The 16,410-nt window shown below is 44.4% G+C and carries 11 protein-coding genes and 1 tRNA gene; 1 reads left to right on the plus strand and 11 read right to left on the minus strand.

Translation table 11 applies throughout. The features are described 5' to 3' along the window. Nucleotides 1-110: 110 nt before the first annotated feature. Both DDR33_RS01720 and DDR33_RS01725 read right to left on the minus strand, forming a co-directional pair. Nucleotides 111-1,352 (minus strand): site-specific integrase, encoded by a 1,242-nt coding sequence (locus DDR33_RS01720; protein ID WP_109414183.1) that lies wholly within the window; start codon nt 1,350-1,352, stop codon nt 111-113. A gap of 279 nt (nt 1,353-1,631) precedes the next feature. Continuing rightward, nucleotides 1,632-1,705 (minus strand) — tRNA-Pro (locus tag DDR33_RS01725). A 538-nt stretch (nt 1,706-2,243) separates the two neighbouring features. Here DDR33_RS01725 and DDR33_RS01730 point away from each other — a divergent pair. Continuing rightward, nucleotides 2,244-2,777 carry a C40 family peptidase gene (locus tag DDR33_RS01730; RefSeq protein WP_109414024.1) on the plus strand — a complete coding sequence of 178 codons (534 nt, stop codon included), beginning with the start codon at nt 2,244-2,246 and terminating at the stop codon, nt 2,775-2,777. A gap of 146 nt (nt 2,778-2,923) precedes the next feature. Here DDR33_RS01730 and DDR33_RS01735 read toward each other — a convergent pair whose 3' ends face one another. The 9 genes from DDR33_RS01735 to DDR33_RS01775 all read right to left on the minus strand — a co-directional run bounded on the left by DDR33_RS01735 (nt 2,924) and on the right by DDR33_RS01775 (nt 16,287). Beyond that, nucleotides 2,924-3,115, minus strand: coding sequence for a hypothetical protein (locus DDR33_RS01735; protein ID WP_109414025.1), 192 nt, complete (start codon nt 3,113-3,115; stop codon nt 2,924-2,926). 130 nt (nt 3,116-3,245) lie between these two features. Further along, complete coding sequence (locus DDR33_RS01740; protein WP_109414026.1) at nt 3,246-5,279, minus strand: M13 family metallopeptidase; 2,034 nt, start codon at nt 5,277-5,279, stop codon at nt 3,246-3,248. Between the two features lie 120 nt (nt 5,280-5,399). Continuing rightward, on the minus strand, nt 5,400-7,946 hold the full coding sequence (locus DDR33_RS01745) for a ligase-associated DNA damage response DEXH box helicase (RefSeq protein WP_109414027.1): 2,547 nt from the start codon (nt 7,944-7,946) through the stop codon (nt 5,400-5,402). A 347-nt stretch (nt 7,947-8,293) separates the two neighbouring features. Continuing rightward, on the minus strand, nt 8,294-9,910 hold the full coding sequence (locus DDR33_RS01750; protein ID WP_109414028.1) for an ATP-dependent DNA ligase: 1,617 nt from the start codon (nt 9,908-9,910) through the stop codon (nt 8,294-8,296). Then, nucleotides 9,907-10,938 carry a ligase-associated DNA damage response exonuclease gene (locus tag DDR33_RS01755; protein ID WP_109414029.1) on the minus strand — a complete coding sequence of 344 codons (1,032 nt, stop codon included), beginning with the start codon at nt 10,936-10,938 and terminating at the stop codon, nt 9,907-9,909. The genes DDR33_RS01750 and DDR33_RS01755 overlap by 4 nt, the downstream gene beginning before the upstream one ends. Nucleotides 10,939-11,062: 124 nt before the next feature. Continuing rightward, nucleotides 11,063-13,189 (minus strand): carboxy terminal-processing peptidase, encoded by a 2,127-nt coding sequence (locus DDR33_RS01760; RefSeq protein WP_238387619.1) that lies wholly within the window; start codon nt 13,187-13,189, stop codon nt 11,063-11,065. A 193-nt stretch (nt 13,190-13,382) separates the two neighbouring features. Then, nucleotides 13,383-14,477 carry a tetratricopeptide repeat protein gene (locus tag DDR33_RS01765; protein ID WP_109414031.1) on the minus strand — a complete coding sequence of 365 codons (1,095 nt, stop codon included), beginning with the start codon at nt 14,475-14,477 and terminating at the stop codon, nt 13,383-13,385. Between the two features lie 47 nt (nt 14,478-14,524). Continuing rightward, the gene (locus tag DDR33_RS01770) at nt 14,525-15,379 is read right to left on the minus strand and encodes an isoaspartyl peptidase/L-asparaginase (protein WP_109414032.1); all 855 of its coding nucleotides are present in this window, start codon (nt 15,377-15,379) and stop codon (nt 14,525-14,527) included. After that, on the minus strand, nt 15,376-16,287 hold the full coding sequence (locus DDR33_RS01775; protein ID WP_109414033.1) for a cyanophycinase: 912 nt from the start codon (nt 16,285-16,287) through the stop codon (nt 15,376-15,378). The genes DDR33_RS01770 and DDR33_RS01775 overlap by 4 nt, the downstream gene beginning before the upstream one ends. Nucleotides 16,288-16,410: the final 123 nt, after the last annotated feature.

The raw sequence follows: 16,410 nt of genomic DNA on the forward strand, positions 1-16,410 counted from the left end.
CTGACGATTTTCTTTTGCAACCGACGGGCGCGAAAGGCAAGTTTTGGTTCGGCCCCCAAGCCGAACAGTTTTTGTATAGCAAAAACACAAACTTGCTCCCCCACAAGCGATCATGCTTGCTTCAGCCGGTCTCTTAGTATTTTCATATCTGAGCTGACCTTCTTCTTCTTCACTTTGGAATAGATCTGAGTGGTTCGAATACTCGTATGACCCAGCATCTTAGATACACTTTCTATAGGCACCCCGTTCTCCAGGGTGACGGTAGTAGCAAAGGTGTGGCGGGCAACATGGAACGTTAAATCAAAGCCTAACTCTGCCTTCTTACTGATCGTCTTCAGATAGCGGTTAGTCGCCTGATTTGAAAACAAGGGAAATACAGTGCCTGTATTCGAAGCCATCGGATCGTTGCGATACTTGTTAATCAATTCAATCGCCTCAGGCAATAGCAGTACATAGAACTTCCTTCCGGAAAAATTAGCTGTTTTTTTCCTGACCATTTCAATCCATTTCTCACCTTCTATATCGGTTACCAGGTGCTCCTCACTGAGCTGGCTGACGTCAGCGAAAGCGAGACCGGTATAACAGCTAAAGACAAAGGTGTCGCGCACAATCTCCTGCCCTCTTATATCAAAAGTCAGTGCCTTGATCGTTTCCAGTTCTTCCAGCTCCAGGCAACGCCGGTCGCGGTGGATCATGCGCCTTTCGAAGCGCAGAAACGGGTCTTTAGCCAGCCAGTCATTCTTCAAGGCGATGTTAATCATCTTGCGAAGCCTCTCCATGTGCTTCATCACGGTGTTATTGGTACAAGGGCGCTGACCTTTATCCGGCTCGCGTTGGCGCAGGTAAATCTCAAAGTCGATGATGAACTTGTAGTCCAGCTGCGATAGATAGATGTCGGTCTTCTTCTTCCGTTTGAGGAGGAACTCTTTGATATAGCGCTCGGTACTGTAGTAGTTCTTCATGGTACCTGGCTCCAGCAGCTTTTTGATTTCGGTATTGTGATAGGTCATTAGAAACAGCAGGGTGATCTGCTCTTCTTCTCCCATGCCCTCCATCTTTGCCTTTATGGCTTCCGCGCTCACCACTTCCTTGCAGAAACGGAGCTCGTCATACGCGGCATTGATCTCCGTTCTCATCCGGCGGATCTTTTCCTGCACTTCTTTGGCTTCCTTCTCCGCGCCGTTCACTTTCTGAAGCTTGCTGTTCCATGCGCTTTCTCTAATGCGACGCTTCAGGGAGATGTCAACGAAATTCTTGTTCACGGTAATCCGAACATATAAAGGCGCAAAGCCTTTACTTCCCTTATCCTTTTTAAGAAAAAAAAGGATGCTGAACGAATTGGTTGTTTTCATACGATTTGTTCCTTTCCACACTTTTTGTCACTGCCCGCCTCAGCCCATTCAAAGTCTTACCGGGCAGATTAAATTTTTAAAACCTTTAAGGGCGACCAAGCGGATCGCCGGCAAAACGCATCGAACAATTGTACAGATTAAAAACAGGGTGCGAAATAGGGCATTGAGAAGTTGATAATTGTTTGGGTTTGTTTGGGGTATAATTTTTCAATTATCGCAAAAAAACCCTCTAAATCATACAATTTAGAGGATTTTGAACCCGTTTGAGGGTCTCTGATGTCGGGATGGCAGGATTCGAACCTGCGACCTCCAGCACCCCATGCTGACGCGATACCGGGCTACGCTACATCCCGAAATTGAGTGACTGTTATTCTTTAGACACTTACCTGAAAGTCTCAGGCTCTGCCTGGTTCATCTAAAGCAGTACGCTCATTTCGTGCAAATATATAACTTGGATAAAGAACAAACAACAAAGTATTTTTATTTTCTGCTGCCTTGATCTTATAAAACTGAATACCAATGCACTCCAAATCCTTCACTCCTACTACACCCATCTCCGGCGTTCTCTGGAAACAACTAATCTGCTAACTTTTTGGCTAGCCTAAGCGATTTATAGGATAATGTAGCAAACGCCATAAAGGTCCACCATCACCAGAGAATAAAATTTTTTTTGAAACATAATTCTGGCATACATGTATAAGAGGACTAGCAACTTCTTTTACCGCTCTCTTGTATAGTTTTCTATACGGAACTCTGTTAAAAGTTGTTAAAATAAGACAACAAACGCTTGCATATGAATAATATTTATTTAGCTTTGCACTGCTCGTATTTAAAAACAATACAAGAGGGCGTTTATAAGTCTTGTTGTTTAACTGATAAACGATGTTTAGAATGGGGAAAAAATTAATAGTAGCATTACTAGTAGTGTTTACATGTGTGTCTACCCAGGCGCAAACAACTAAAAAATCTACCGAAGATCCGGATAATCTGGCTAAAGATTACTTCTCTCAGATAATGGGTGTGGCAGTTTCAGCTACTTCGAACGTTAAGTTATATCAATTCGTTTATGATTGGGTTGGTACCCCTTACCGTCTCGGTGGTGACACTAAACGAGGGATCGATTGCTCCGGTTTTGCTTTTGAGCTGTATGAAAAAGTATTCAATACAGTAATCGGCAACAATTCAAGAAATATATTCAGCATGGTTAACCCTGTTAGCAAAGATGATCTTCAGGAAGGTGACCTTGTATTTTTTAAGATCAGAAGCAGGGCTATTTCACATGTAGGTGTTTATCTCGGCAATAACAAATTTGCTCATGCGTCAAGCAGCAGAGGCGTTATGATCAGTAACCTGAATGAGTCTTACTGGCAACGCTATTACTACAAAGGCGGACGCCTGATCGAATCACTAAGAGAGAAATTATAATTCAATCAATTATACCTTGCCAAGGTACAAGGGCTGGTTTCACAACCAGCCCTTATTTTTTATCTCTTCATTTCTAGCTGCCTCCCACAGGTATGGCAATAATGCAAATATTCCGATCCATACCCGCAAAATGGCCATTTAACGTCTTAGAGCTTAGCAACGTCACTTGTGGTCTTTATCAATCCTACTCCGGTTGAGAAAAAGATAATGCCCAACAAGCCATATACAAGAAGCTCCCGCCAGGAACCTTCATTCTGAACAAACCCATAAGCCGCATATACAAGACCTACAACGCCTAAAATTGTTAATATCGTTCCAAATATTCTTTTTAAATTCATAGATGATATATTTATAAAACGTCAGCAAATTAACTGCCAAAGCAGAAGGTATAACCTATTTAGAAATATCAAAAAAGGAGAACAGTTTCGCCCTGTTCTCCTTTTTATCACTGAATCTTTTTATACTCTATTACCATACCTTCACCCTATCCGCTTCAGCCTTGTACATTTTATCACCCGGCTTTATGTTGAAAGCCTTATAAAACTGTGGCATATTAGAAAGAGGCCCGTTAACACGGTACATTTCAGGTGAGTGAGGGTCATTACTAATACGCATCCTCAGCCTTTCGTCCCTGTCTTTAATACGCCAAACCTGGGCGAATGACAGGAAAAACCGCTGATCAGGCGTTAAGCCGTCGATCTTCTCTTCACCTTTTCCCTGGTCAGTCAGCTTGAAAGCATCGTAGGCAATGGCTATACCGCCGATATCCGCAAGGTTTTCGCCCAGAGTGAGCTTCCCATTTACATGCAAATTATTCAGGACTGTATACTGATCGTACTGCTTTACCACCATGTCCGCCTTCTTTACAAAGCGGTCGGCATCTTCTTTAGTCCACCAGTCTTTGAGGTTACCTTCCTTGTCATACTGCCTGCCCTGATCATCAAAGCCATGAGTCATTTCATGCCCGATAACAGCGCCAATCGCTCCATAGTTGATCGCGTCGTCAGCATTGAAATCAAAGAAAGGAAAACGCAGGATCCCGGCAGGGAAAACGATCTCATTAAATGCCGGGTTATAGTAAGCATTAACCGTTGGAGGTGTCATAAACCACTCCTGTTTGTCAACAGGCTTTCCTAGTTTAGAAGCCATTTCCTTATAATCATGCTTCGCTATCGACTGCAGGTTCTCATAATATTTCGCCCTGTCAATACTTACATCATCATAGTTTTTCCACTTATCGGGGTAACCAATCTTCTTTGTAAAGGCATTCAGCTTTTCGATAGCCTTCTTCTTTGTTTCGGCACCCATCCAGTCAAGATCTTCTATTCTTTTCTGGTACACCTTCTGAAGATTATCAACGAGTTTCAGCATTCTCTCTTTTGCGTCGGCAGGAAAATGCTTCTCAACATATACTTGTCCAAGTAATTCTCCGAGTCCGCCATCGGTTTTGCTGACCATCTGCTTCCAGCGCTCCTGCTCCTTCTGCTGACCATTGAGGATTTTACCATAAAATTCAAATCTGGCCTTCCTGAAAGGTGCACTCAAGGCAGAAGCCGAAGAATTGAGCGCTTCAAACTGCAGCTTATTCTTCCACAAATCAAGTGGCTGAGATTTAATCAGAGAAGCCAAAGCCTTGTAATAAGATGGCTGTCCTACCAGGACAGTGTCGGTCTTCAGATTAAATCTGCTGAGAAGGTCCTTTATATCAAAATCAGGATTCTGCTTCTGAAAATCGCTCACGGCAAACTTATTATAGTTCTTTACCGGGTCGCGAAGCTCTACAGGGGTTTTATGTGATTTTGCAATCTCTGTTTCCAGCTTCAGAATATCGGCAGCATTTTTCTTTGCCGTAACGGAATCCGTGCCCGAGAGCGTAAACAATTTGCTTATATATTTAACATATTCATTTCTGATCTTCTGATTTTCAGGATCGTTATTGAAATAATAGTCGCGATTCGGAAGCCCAAGCCCGGCCTGCTGAAAATTGACCGCATTTTTTGTGCTGATCTTGTCATCCGGTCCAACGTAGAACGAGAAAAGAAAGCCCTCTCCGTCTTTAAAGCTGTCAGCGGCAAAATTCACAAGTTCCTTTGAACTTCCTATTGCCTTGATCCTGGCTAGCAATGGCTTAACCGGCTCAAAGCCTCTTCTGTCTATCCCAGCCGTATCCATGCCGCTCGAATAAAAATCTCCAACCTTTTTAGAGTTTGCGTCACCGGAACCTTTGGTTGCTTCCTCCAGGATTGCTCTTAAATCCTTCAGGTTTTCATCATAAAGAGTATAGAAGGATCCCCATCCGCTTTCTGATTCAGGAATAGTGGTCTTTTTATACCAGCTGCCGTTGGCATACTGAAAGAAATTCTCCCCTGGACTAACAGTCGTGTCCATACCAGACTTATCAAAGAAAACTGTCCTCTTTGATTCTGAGGATTTGTTTTGCGAGCAGGCTCCAAGCAACAATACCGGAATACCTGCCAGAGGTAATAGATTCTTATATTTCATAAATTATAATACTGTTTCGAATAAACACATCCGTAAATGCAAATTACAGAATCTGCATATAAAAGCAAATTAAGCACATTCCTATTGCTTTGATATCACCGACCGGAAAATGTTACCGGATTAAGAATAGAACAACTTCATTTTTGCAACCCGCGCCTCCAGCGATTCCGTCGTAAGCTTTTCACGCAGACGGTCTACCATTATAGGAAAGGCAAAAGGCGTAGGCCGTTCTGTTTTCCGGATCACCACCTTCAGTTGGTTTAACCGCCGTAAAGCCTCCCTCAGCCTGAACTCTTCCAGTTGGAATTGCAGGGCCTCATTATATGCCTGCCGGATAAGCACATTGTCGGGTTCGTATTCTCGAAACACATCAAAAATCAAAGAAGTGGATGCCTGGAGGTGACGGTTTTTCATAGTTTTCCCCGGAAAGCCTGTAAAAATAAGTCCGGCAATATGAGCAATATCCCTGAACCGTCTCCTTGCCATTTCATTTGCATTTAAGCTGTTTTGTATATCATCCAGCAAGTGGTCTTCAGTAAACAAACTGGCATCAATCGCTTGTTCAAGAGGAATATCTTCATCCGTTAACAGCTCAAACCCATAATCATTCATCGCAATAGAATAGCTCGCATCCTTTATTTGTGCCAGTCTCCAGGCAAACAAAGACGCCATCCCTTCATGTACCAGCCTACCTTCGAAGGGATAGAAAAAGAGATGATGACCATCGCCTGAATCAAATTTTTCAATGAGAAATTCACCTGACCGGGGAAGATGAGAAAGCTGCGCCTGGAGATCAAAAAGCGGGCGCAATGTTTTTACCTCAATATCCACTTCTATATGCTGAGCCACTTCGTCCAATTTCTTTCTGAACATCGCCGACAGTTGGGACGAAAGAGGGATCCGCCCTCCCATCCAGCTGGGGATCTTTCCTGACGCCCTGGCAGACTTTTTTACAAATGCCGTCATTTCTTTCACCTTAATCAGTTCAAGACTTCTCCCGGCAAACCAAAAGTTATCCCCCGGCTTAAGCCGGGATATAAAATCTTCTTCAATAGTACCCAGATATCCGCCCGACAGAAACTTGATCCTCATGCTGACATCACTTACGATCGTCCCCATAGTCAACCGATGCCGCATTGCTACCCTTCTGCTCTTCACCTTATACAAACCTTCTTCTACTTCTACTTTTAGATATTCATCGTAGCGCGAAAGAGTTTTTCCTCCTTTTGTAATGAAATCAAGTATCTGCCCATAGTCCCGTTCTTCGAGATCTGCATAAGCATACGTAGTTTTCAGTTCCCTAAAGATCTCCTGGGGCCTGAAGCCGTCCGAAACCGCCAGCGTTACCAGGTATTGTGTTAAAACGTCCATTGCCAGGACAAAGGGATCCCTGCTCTCAAAAATCTCTTCTTTGAGAGCCTGCTTAATGGCGGCACCTTCCAAAAGCTCTAAAGAATGAGTCGGAACAAACCATGCCCGGGAAACAGCTCCCGGATGATGCCCGCTACGGCCCGCCCGCTGCATAAAACGGGCTACACCCTTGGGACTTCCAATCTGGATAACGGTGTCTACAGGCCGGAAGTCTACCCCCAGATCCAGACTGGAAGTACATACAACCAGCTTCAGCATTGCCTGGTGCAACGCTTCCTCAACCCAGTTTCTCAATTCGTTATCCAGCGACCCATGATGCATAGCCATTACTCCTGCGTATTCCGGGTATTTATCCAGTATTGCCTGATACCAGATCTCTGACTGGGACCGCGTGTTTGTAAAGATCAGGGTTGTTTTGCTCGCCGCTACAATCTCCATCACTTGTGGCAAAAGCTTTATGCCCAAATGTCCCGACCAGGAAAACTGTTCTATATTTTCAGGGATCACCGATTCTATAACGATCTTCTTGTCAAGCCGTGCCCTTATCAGCCGCACACGTTCGGGAGGGAAAGTATTTCCCAGCAACACATCCGCTGCCTGTGTTAAATTTCCAATAGTCGCGCTGATGCCCCAGATACGTAAAGATGAGGAAGAATTCGATCCTGCGGAGATATCTGCCGCTGAACCACCCGCAACATCAGGTGTCACATCGGACCTCCTGACGTCCGCGAGTCCTTTTCCTGTAATCGCTTTTAGCCTTGACAAACCCAGTTCAAGCTGTACGCCCCTTTTAGTACCCAGCAATTCATGCCATTCATCTGCCACTACAACCTTAAGGCCTTCAAACAGTTTAGGGTATTCCTTTTGCGCAAGCATCAAATGAAGGCTCTCAGGAGTAGTCAGCAGTACCTCAGGCTGTTTTCGCTTAAGAGCTTCCTTCTCTTTAGCAGACGTATCTCCGGTTCTTGTGCCAATTGTCCATGGCAGGCCAATATCATCAACAGCCGTCTGCATCGCCCGCCTGATGTCGTTGGTCAACGCCCTCAAAGGTGTAATCCATAGCATCAGCAAGCCATTGCCTTTCCTTTCTGTATAATCAGTGGGATATGTGTTAATGTAATCAGCGAGGAACGGCAAAAAAAGGGCAAAGGTCTTACCGCTCCCCGTCGGGGCATTCAGCAAACCAGAATATCCCTGCAGGTATGCCCGCTGCATCTCTTTCTGAAAGGGAAACTGCTGCCACCCCTTTTTTTCAAACCATTCGTGGATCACCCGCTCTCCGGCAGTCAATTCCATATTCTAACTCCTTTAAAAAGGTACCCGGTATTGTTACTAAAGTACGATTGTTTGTTGAATTACGCTTCGCATGGCATAAGTAGGATTCTAAGAATAAGAGAAAATTATCCAATCTGAGAAGCCTTTTATACGCTTTTTTCAGGTGGTGTTGGGGCCCTCGTGCAGAACGCGTGCAGACCGCTGGTGAGCTTGTTCGACACTCGGCCGCCCCCTGGTCGGGACACCTTCGGCAAAAGGCATAAAAACTAAGACTTTAGGCAGAAAAAGGGCTATACCGTTCTGCACTTTCAGCTATTTACCTTTATAAAACCATCGCCGCTTAAGGCTACCCGACACCAACATTTATTTCATTCAGGAAGCATTGCTTTCAATATTTCAATTGTATCTGCTTCCCCGATCTTTTTATCATGTCGCCAGCGCAAAATTCTTGGGAAGCGAAGTGCTACGCCCGATTTATGACGCGACGACCTGTTAATGCCCTCAAAACCTATTTCGAACACTAGTTCCGGCTTCACCGTCCTCACCGGACCAAATTTCTCAAGCGTATTGCGCTTCACATAATTATCTACTTTTCTGATTTCCTGATCGGTAAGGCCGGAATAAGCTTTCGCAAAAGGCACCAGTTTATCACCATCCCACACCGCAAACGTATAGTCCGTATACAGGTCAGCCCGGCGTCCATGGCCTTTCTGTGCATATATCATTACCGCATCAATGGAGAGGGGATCCACCTTCCATTTCCACCAGTCACCTCTTTTTCTGCCCGTTTGATACACAGAGTCCTTCCGCTTCAGCATAAAACCCTCTGCCTGGTTCTCCCTGGCCTTCAAACGGAGATCATAGAGCTCCTGCCAGTTTTCAAAAGGGACAACAGGCGACAAACGGAAGATGTCTTTGCGATCGCTTCGCTCATGCAGCATTTCCAATACCGACCGTCTGTGCTGCAACGGCATAGAACGGATATCATCGCCGGCAAATTCCAGGCAGTCATATGCGATAAACACCATAGGGCTTTCTGCCAGGATCTTTTTACTGAGATTTTTTCTCCCTATCCGGGTTTGAAGAATATTAAAAGGCATAGGGCGCCCATCTGTAAAACAGATGGCTTCGCCGTCCAGCACCGTCCCTGAAGGCAAGTTTGTTAGGAACGGATGCAGTTCAGGAAATTTATCGGTAGCCAGATCCTCTCCTCTCGTCCAGATAAATATTTGTCCATCCCTGTGAATAGCCTGCGCCCTGATCCCGTCCCATTTCCATTCTGCCTGCCATTGGCCCGGTTCTCCCAGAGCCTCTTCCATCTGCCCGGCATTTTTTGTCTGATCTGATGTTTCCTGGATAGCGTAAGCCAGGCAAAAGGGGTAAGGCCTTGAAATATCATCTGAAACGTCCTGCTCCTGGAGCAACTCATGGAAGCTAAAATGCTGTGGCTCCCAGTTTCCCATAATCCGGTGGGTTAGAGTTGCAGGCTCGAGTCCCGAAATTTCCGATAATGCTTTTACAATTAAGTTTTGAGAGACCCCGACGCGGAAACTGCCGGTGAGGATCTTATTAAATACAAACCGTTCCTGCGAATCCAAGACAGACCAGGAACTCTTCAACCATTCTCTTCGTTCTTCTTCACTTAACTTCCCGAGTTCATTTATCTCTATTATCCAGGCAGCCAGGGATCTGTCTTGCGTTCCTTCATTCGCCGGAAGAAGCAGAGCGATGGTCTCTCCCAAATCTCCCACCACCTGGTAACTTTCCTCGAATAACCATTGAGGAATATCTGCCATCTCTATCGCCCATTGTTTAATTAGGGTCGAGTTGATCTGCCGCCTGGGTTTACGACCGGTAAATAAGGCGAGAGTATGGATTTTATCTTCGTCGGCTACGGAAATAAAGTAGTCTTTTAGAATGCTGATCTTTTCATTGGTTTTATTAGTTTCATCCAGGTCCGAAAAAAGCTGAGCAAAATCTCTCATATCTCCCCCTCCTTTTTAGTTTCCCCGGGCAAAGCCTCGTCTTCTTCTTCTCCATAAAATGTATGAGCTTCATGTGCATTATACCCTTTCTCTCTCAGATACCTGGAAAAAGACGCCGTATATCCATGAGTAAGGCATACACATTCACAACCGGTCGCATCTATAGCCTTTATTAATCCCGGCCAGTCAGCATGATCCGACAGGATAAAACCGCGGTCAGCTGCAAGGCGTCTTTTAGCCCCCCTCAGCGCCATCCACCCCGAACAATAACCAAATGAATACGGCGAAAACTTTCTCATCCAGGGCGACCCCGCTGCTGATGGGGGACAGAGAACGATACCCTTCCTTATTTCGTCACGCGGTGTCTCCACTGTTATTCTTTCTGCAGACATCAGTTCTATTCCGTTTTGAGCTAGCGCATCATGAGTATTGGCAATCACGCCATGCAGAAATATTTTCCCAACAGAAGGATCCAGGTGCTGCAGGATCCGTTGTGCCTTTCCCAGGGAATATCCTGCGATAAAAGTAGTCCTTCCCTCCCCGGAGTTCCTTTTCCACCAGTTATTAATATCTTCATGTATTTCTGCCGGATCCCGCCATTTATAGACAGGCATACCAAAAGTGCATTCGGAAATAAAGGTATGGCACCTGACTGGCTCAAAGGGTATACAAACGCCATCATCTTCCAGTTTATAATCGCCCGAAACGACCCATACTTCTCCGCGGAATTCTACTCTCACCTGTGCCGAACCAATAACGTGACCCGCGGGATAGAATGAAATTTTAACTCCTTTATGAACAACCGTTTCTCCATACTCCAGTGTATCCAGCAGGATCTCTCCAAGCCGGTATCTCAAGACCCTCTCAGAGAGCTTGTGTGCCAGATAATGTTTGTGTCCCCATCTTGCATGATCAGAATGAGCATGAGTGATCACTGCATAATCTACAGGTTTCCACGGATCGATATAGAAATCACCGGCTTCACAATAAATGCCTCTGTCGTTAAACTGTAGTAGTGGTTTCGCCATGTTTTAATTAACATGTAAACAGACAGGTTAGTTTGTAAATACGAAGGCCGGGCAATCGCCCGGCCTTTGAAAATATATTCTACATACCGAAACTTACAATAGGAGCCGGCTGCCTCCCGGGCTGCTAGTACACCACCGTGAACTGCCCCGCTTGATTTAACTTGATGAAATCGGCCATTGTCTTAAGGCTCTCATCCTGAATAAAGTCGTTCTCCTCTTTAGGTTTCACTTCTCCCTTCTTTAACGGCGGCAAACCTCTCAGAGCTCTGCGCTGATTATCACGGACAAGATTTCTTGCTTCCTGCTCATCCCTTTCTTTCTTGAGCTGTGCTTCGTTGAGTGTAATAGTGCTTTCAGCTTCCCGTTTCTTAAATAAGTCGATATCCTCAAGCAGGAATTTATACTCAGAAGAGGCCTTCATTCTCTGCTCATGCTGCTTTACAAGCTCGGTCCTTACTGCGCTTAGATTAGCGACAGGAGTATATTTACTTGGTTTAATAGCATCAAAAGGCAAAGCTGAGGGCTCTGCACTTTCACCATATTTGTTTGCAGGGAATATCATCGGAAACTGAATATCCGGAATAACTCCTTTATGCTGGGTACTGCTTCCATTAATTCTATAGAACTTCGCCATCGTCAGGTTGATCTGACCGAATTTGGGCAACTGCGTTGCAGATGCTTCTTCTTTATCGGAGCCCTTCATTTTGTTCAGGAACTCGTCTAATGTGGTGATCACCCTCGAAAGATCGATTGCAGACTGCACTGTTCCTTTTCCATAAGTTTGCGTACCCATGATCACCCCCCTGTTGTAATCCTGTATTGCAGCAGCAAAGATCTCAGAAGCTGAAGCACTGAAACGGTCTACCATTACACCAAGCGGACCTGTCCAGGATATTGACGGATCATCATCATCATCTACTTCTGTACGGTTAGGATATCTAACCTGTACAACAGGACCTGTTTTAATGAAAAGACCCGTCAGCTCAATAGCTTCCATTAAAGAGCCTCCGCCATTAGCACGCAGGTCCATCACAATACCATCAACCTGCTGACGTTTGAGTGAATCTATTATCAGCCTTACATCCCTGGTTGTACTTTTATAATTCGGATCACCACTCTGATAGGCTTTAAAATCCATATAGAATGCAGGGACCTCGATGACACCGATCTTATATGTCTTTCCTCCTGAGGTTACCGTTTTGATCTTCTTTTTCGCTGACTGGTCTTCCAGGACTACTTTTTCGCGAACCAATGTAACGATCTTCGGCTGGGCAGACAGCTCCTGACCTGCAGGAATTATCTTCAACCTTACAGTTGTTCCACGTGGACCCTTTATCTTTTGAACAGTATTATCAAGTCTCCAGCCCCTCACATCAACGAACTCGCCATCGGCCCCCTGTGCAACTGCAATGATCTTATCGTTTACATTCAGTTTCTTTGATTTAAACGCAGGCCCTCCCGGAATAACCCCGGCTATCTTTACTACCTCATTTTCCAGTTGCAGGCTTGCACCTATACCCTCAAACGTCCTGGCCATATCTTCATTAAACCGCTGGGCATTTTCCGGATTGAAATAGTTCGTATGCGGATCAATAGATTCCGTGAATGCATCCATCATAATCTGAAACGCATCCTGGTTATTCAACTTTTTCGCCTGCGACAACAGGTTCTGATAACGCTTCGTCAGGTTTTCTACATTTTTGACCTCTTCGGATCCTGATAAGCGAAGATTAAGCAGATCGTATTTTACTCTTTTGGTCCATTCTTCATCAGCTTCCTTCTGAGACTTAAACCATGGAAGTTTCTCCCTGTTATATGAATAGGTCTCGTTCTTCGTGAAGTCAAATTTATTGCCTACCTGGGATAATGAATAACTTAAGCGCTCTTCATACCGCTTTTGAAAAACATTAAAGATTCGGAACAAGGTACTCAGGTCTCCCTTTCTGAGGTCATCGTCCATGGTGTTCCTGTACTTTTCAAATTCAGCGACATCGGGAGCAAGGAGATAATTGTGCCCCTCGTCTAATTGCTTAATATACCGGTCGAATATAACAGAGGAAATTGAATCATCTATTTTGACCTTTTTAAAGTTTGCAGTCTCAATGATCTTCACTAACTCTGATGCAATCAGGCTCTGTTTGGCATCAGGCTGCAAATTATGCGTGCTGTCAACCACTGCTTCTACCCTCGGGTTGGCTTTACATGCAATTACTGCAACAATAAACAAAGCCAGAAATATTCTTTTAAGCATTTCTTTAAATGATTTAAAATCCATTTTCTTTATATCAACTCTTCTCAGCTAATTCTGTACCATTTTGGTTGGTACAAAAGAAAAGAGGCAGGAATAAATATCTGCCTCTTTAACTTCTTACGACCAAAAATAGTATAAAATGTTACTTTGCAAGTATAAAAATTACATTCTATACAAAAATCAGACAGCAATGCTATAGAGTCGCGCTTTTCAGTAAGTTTTCTCTTAAACGGCTGTATTCGTCGAGAACATTCCCTGCGGCAAGGTAATTTCCCATTTGGTTATATACCTCACCCACTTCAGCTTTTATCTCAATAAGCTTGAGGGGAAGATTATTTTTCACCGCCAGCATCTCCGCTTCCCGGTAATCGTCAAGAGCCATCTCAGGTTCTCCAAGAGCGTTTTTAACTTCTGCCAGGTGAATAAGACAAGATACTACTGCTTCCTTATTATCAAGCCTGGAAGCAAGTGCATGTCCCTGAATATAGAACCACTTTGCCTCCGACAGGCGTTTTTGTTTGTAATACAATCCAGCTAAAATCTGAAAACATTTTAACCTTCCGGGCTTGTTTCCTGTACGCGTGAACATGGGAAGTGCCTTTTTAAGCAAGCAGTACTCTGAGTCACTGTACTTATTCCCCAACATCTTATTCTCAGCCAGGCCAAGATATCCTTCTGCCGCCTGCGCAATCCTGTTTCCTGCTAAGTTTAGCCGGATAATATATTCTTTCTGAGCGGCAGCCTTTTCGTAATCACCGGCTATCCTGTATAGAGCAGATAAGTTTTCAGCAAGTTTGATCATGCCGGCCTTGTCTTTCAGTCGTTCCTGAAGGATGAGTGCCTCGCTGAAATACTGGATTGCCTTTGCATTCTCCCCTTTCTTCCCGTAATATACGCCATAAGTGTTCAGAATAAGAGACTGCCCTTTAATATCCCTGCTTCGTTCATACTCCTCCAGAACGAGCCCGAGGGTACTCATTACTTTCTCATTAGGTTCCTCTGAAGTTTCAGTGTCATTAAGTAAGCTTCGTAAGAGAAGGATATTCTGGTATTCCGCCAGTTCCTTCACTTCTTTATTCTTCTTCTCCAGCCGTTCTTTTACCAGTAACTTCCTCAGTAACGCTGAATCCACAGGAGTAGCATCAAAATCCATCGGACCTATCTTAACCGGCCTGGTCTGGTCTTTAATCGCTAGTGAATCGGTTGTATTAGCAAAACTGGTTAGTCCCCCCAGCAAAAATACTGCTGTGAATAGTTTGTTTTTTAACCCCATGTTCTTTTCACTCATCAGATAAACTCTGCAAAGATACGTAAATATCTGATATTGAGTTACGTTTATTTTTCGCCAAACACTTCTGCTTTTTCGTCATACAAAGCCCAGACCATGTAGGGATGAGAATCAAGGTGACAGATCTCACCAGCAGACGAGATTGCTATTATGCCAGCAAAGCCATCTGATTCTTTAAGTTCACCCATTGTTTTTACTGCCGCCTCGTTTAGCGTCCCCCCGTCGGTAACGCGGGTTACAATCCTGGCAGCCAGGGCGATGTTTACAATATCTTCCCCTACTCCGGTACATGAAACAGCAGCGTGCTTGTTTGCATAGTTGCCTGCAACGGTCGCAGAATCACTTACTCTTCCCGGGATTTCAAATCCTTTGCCACCCGTGGATGTGGCAGCGGCCAATGCGCCTTCTTTATCCAGAGCTACGCATCCTACCGTTCCGGTACGGATTGAATCGCTTAGCTTTTTACTATACTCTTCCTTTCTTTGCTTCGTTTCAGGATTATAGTATCCAAACCCTTCTTTTCTGGCAAACTCCTGCGATTCAGGACCACTCAATACCCTGTCTTCAAACTCCATTAACCTTTTCGCAACATAAACAGGGTTCTTCACCTCCTCTATATTGATGACCCCCGAAAACTTCAGAGCCTTTCCGTCCATAACAGAGGCGCTTAATCTGATCTTTCCATCGCTCTGGATCTGAGATCCCAATCCCGCATTAAAGAGGTCACAATCTTCAAGTAATGAAACGGCATAGGCTACGGTTTCTGTTGCATTGTGATCCTGTAAAAACTTATAGGCCTTTGTAACTACCGACCTAAGTGCGTCCTGCTTGGACTTTTTCACTTCCTCGCTGGAAGATGACTCGCTGAAAAAACCTCCGTGAATAATTATTTTTGGTTTCATTCGTCTTCGTCTCTCGCTTTCAGGTAAACATCTTCTTCTACCTTGATTGCTTTGTTTATGATCAGTTGGTGCCTGTGAAGATCGTACTTATCAAAGATAGACATTACATGAACTTTAAGATTATCTATTGATACCGGCGATCCGATCTCAACATCGTATATACTTGTTTCATTGATATAACGTCCGTCAACGAGAATTGTTAGGCCCGAGCCTATCGCTTCCATGCAATCTCCTCCTGTAATCAGCAATCCGGCATCTTCCCCCAAGCCTATCCCCAGCATACCCGGGTTGCTCGCTACCGCGTAAAACAGTCTTCCAATACGTCCCCTTTGTACAAAATGAGTGTCGATCACAACATCGTCGATAAATCCCAGTCCGCCTGTTATCTGGACTTCTCCCTTTATCAGGGCTTCACTGCTGCTCCCTCTATAGATCATATTTGCCGAAGCAGCGGCAGCACCGGCAGAAGTCCCGGCAACAATAAAATCTTCGTTTTGATAACGTTCTTTAAGGATATTCAGGAATTGTGTTCCGCCAAAGATCGCACTTAACCGAAGCTGATCACCTCCCGAAAACATCACGACATCTGCTTTCTTTACACGATCGATTACCTCTGAGGCCGCAGCCGATTCCCTTGTACGGATGTCCAGTACGCCAACATTCGCTACCTGAAGCTGATTAAAAGATTTAATGTACTCAGATCCTACAATCTCGGGTATTTTTGAGGCTGTAGTAATTACTTCAATCACAGAATCTGCCCCTTTAGCAGACTCTGTGATCATCCGTTTCAAAATCCCTCTTTCAAAAAACTTTATATAATGGGGATGACTGATATTCTCATTGTAACTTAAAGAACTCCCGAGATCAACAGCTCCTCCTATAATAACCAGTTTTCCTTTTGGCCGCATATATCTTTTCAATTACCTAATAATCCCAAACTATACCCTATAGTCCCAAACTTACCCAATTTTTTATTTATGTACGAAAAGCCAGGCTATAATTTATCCGGGCAAAAACTTTATTTGAGCTGT

The sequence above is a fragment of the Pararcticibacter amylolyticus genome (genome assembly GCF_003130405.1).
In the GTDB taxonomy this organism is placed as follows: Bacteria; Bacteroidota; Bacteroidia; order Sphingobacteriales; family Sphingobacteriaceae; genus Arcticibacter; species Arcticibacter amylolyticus.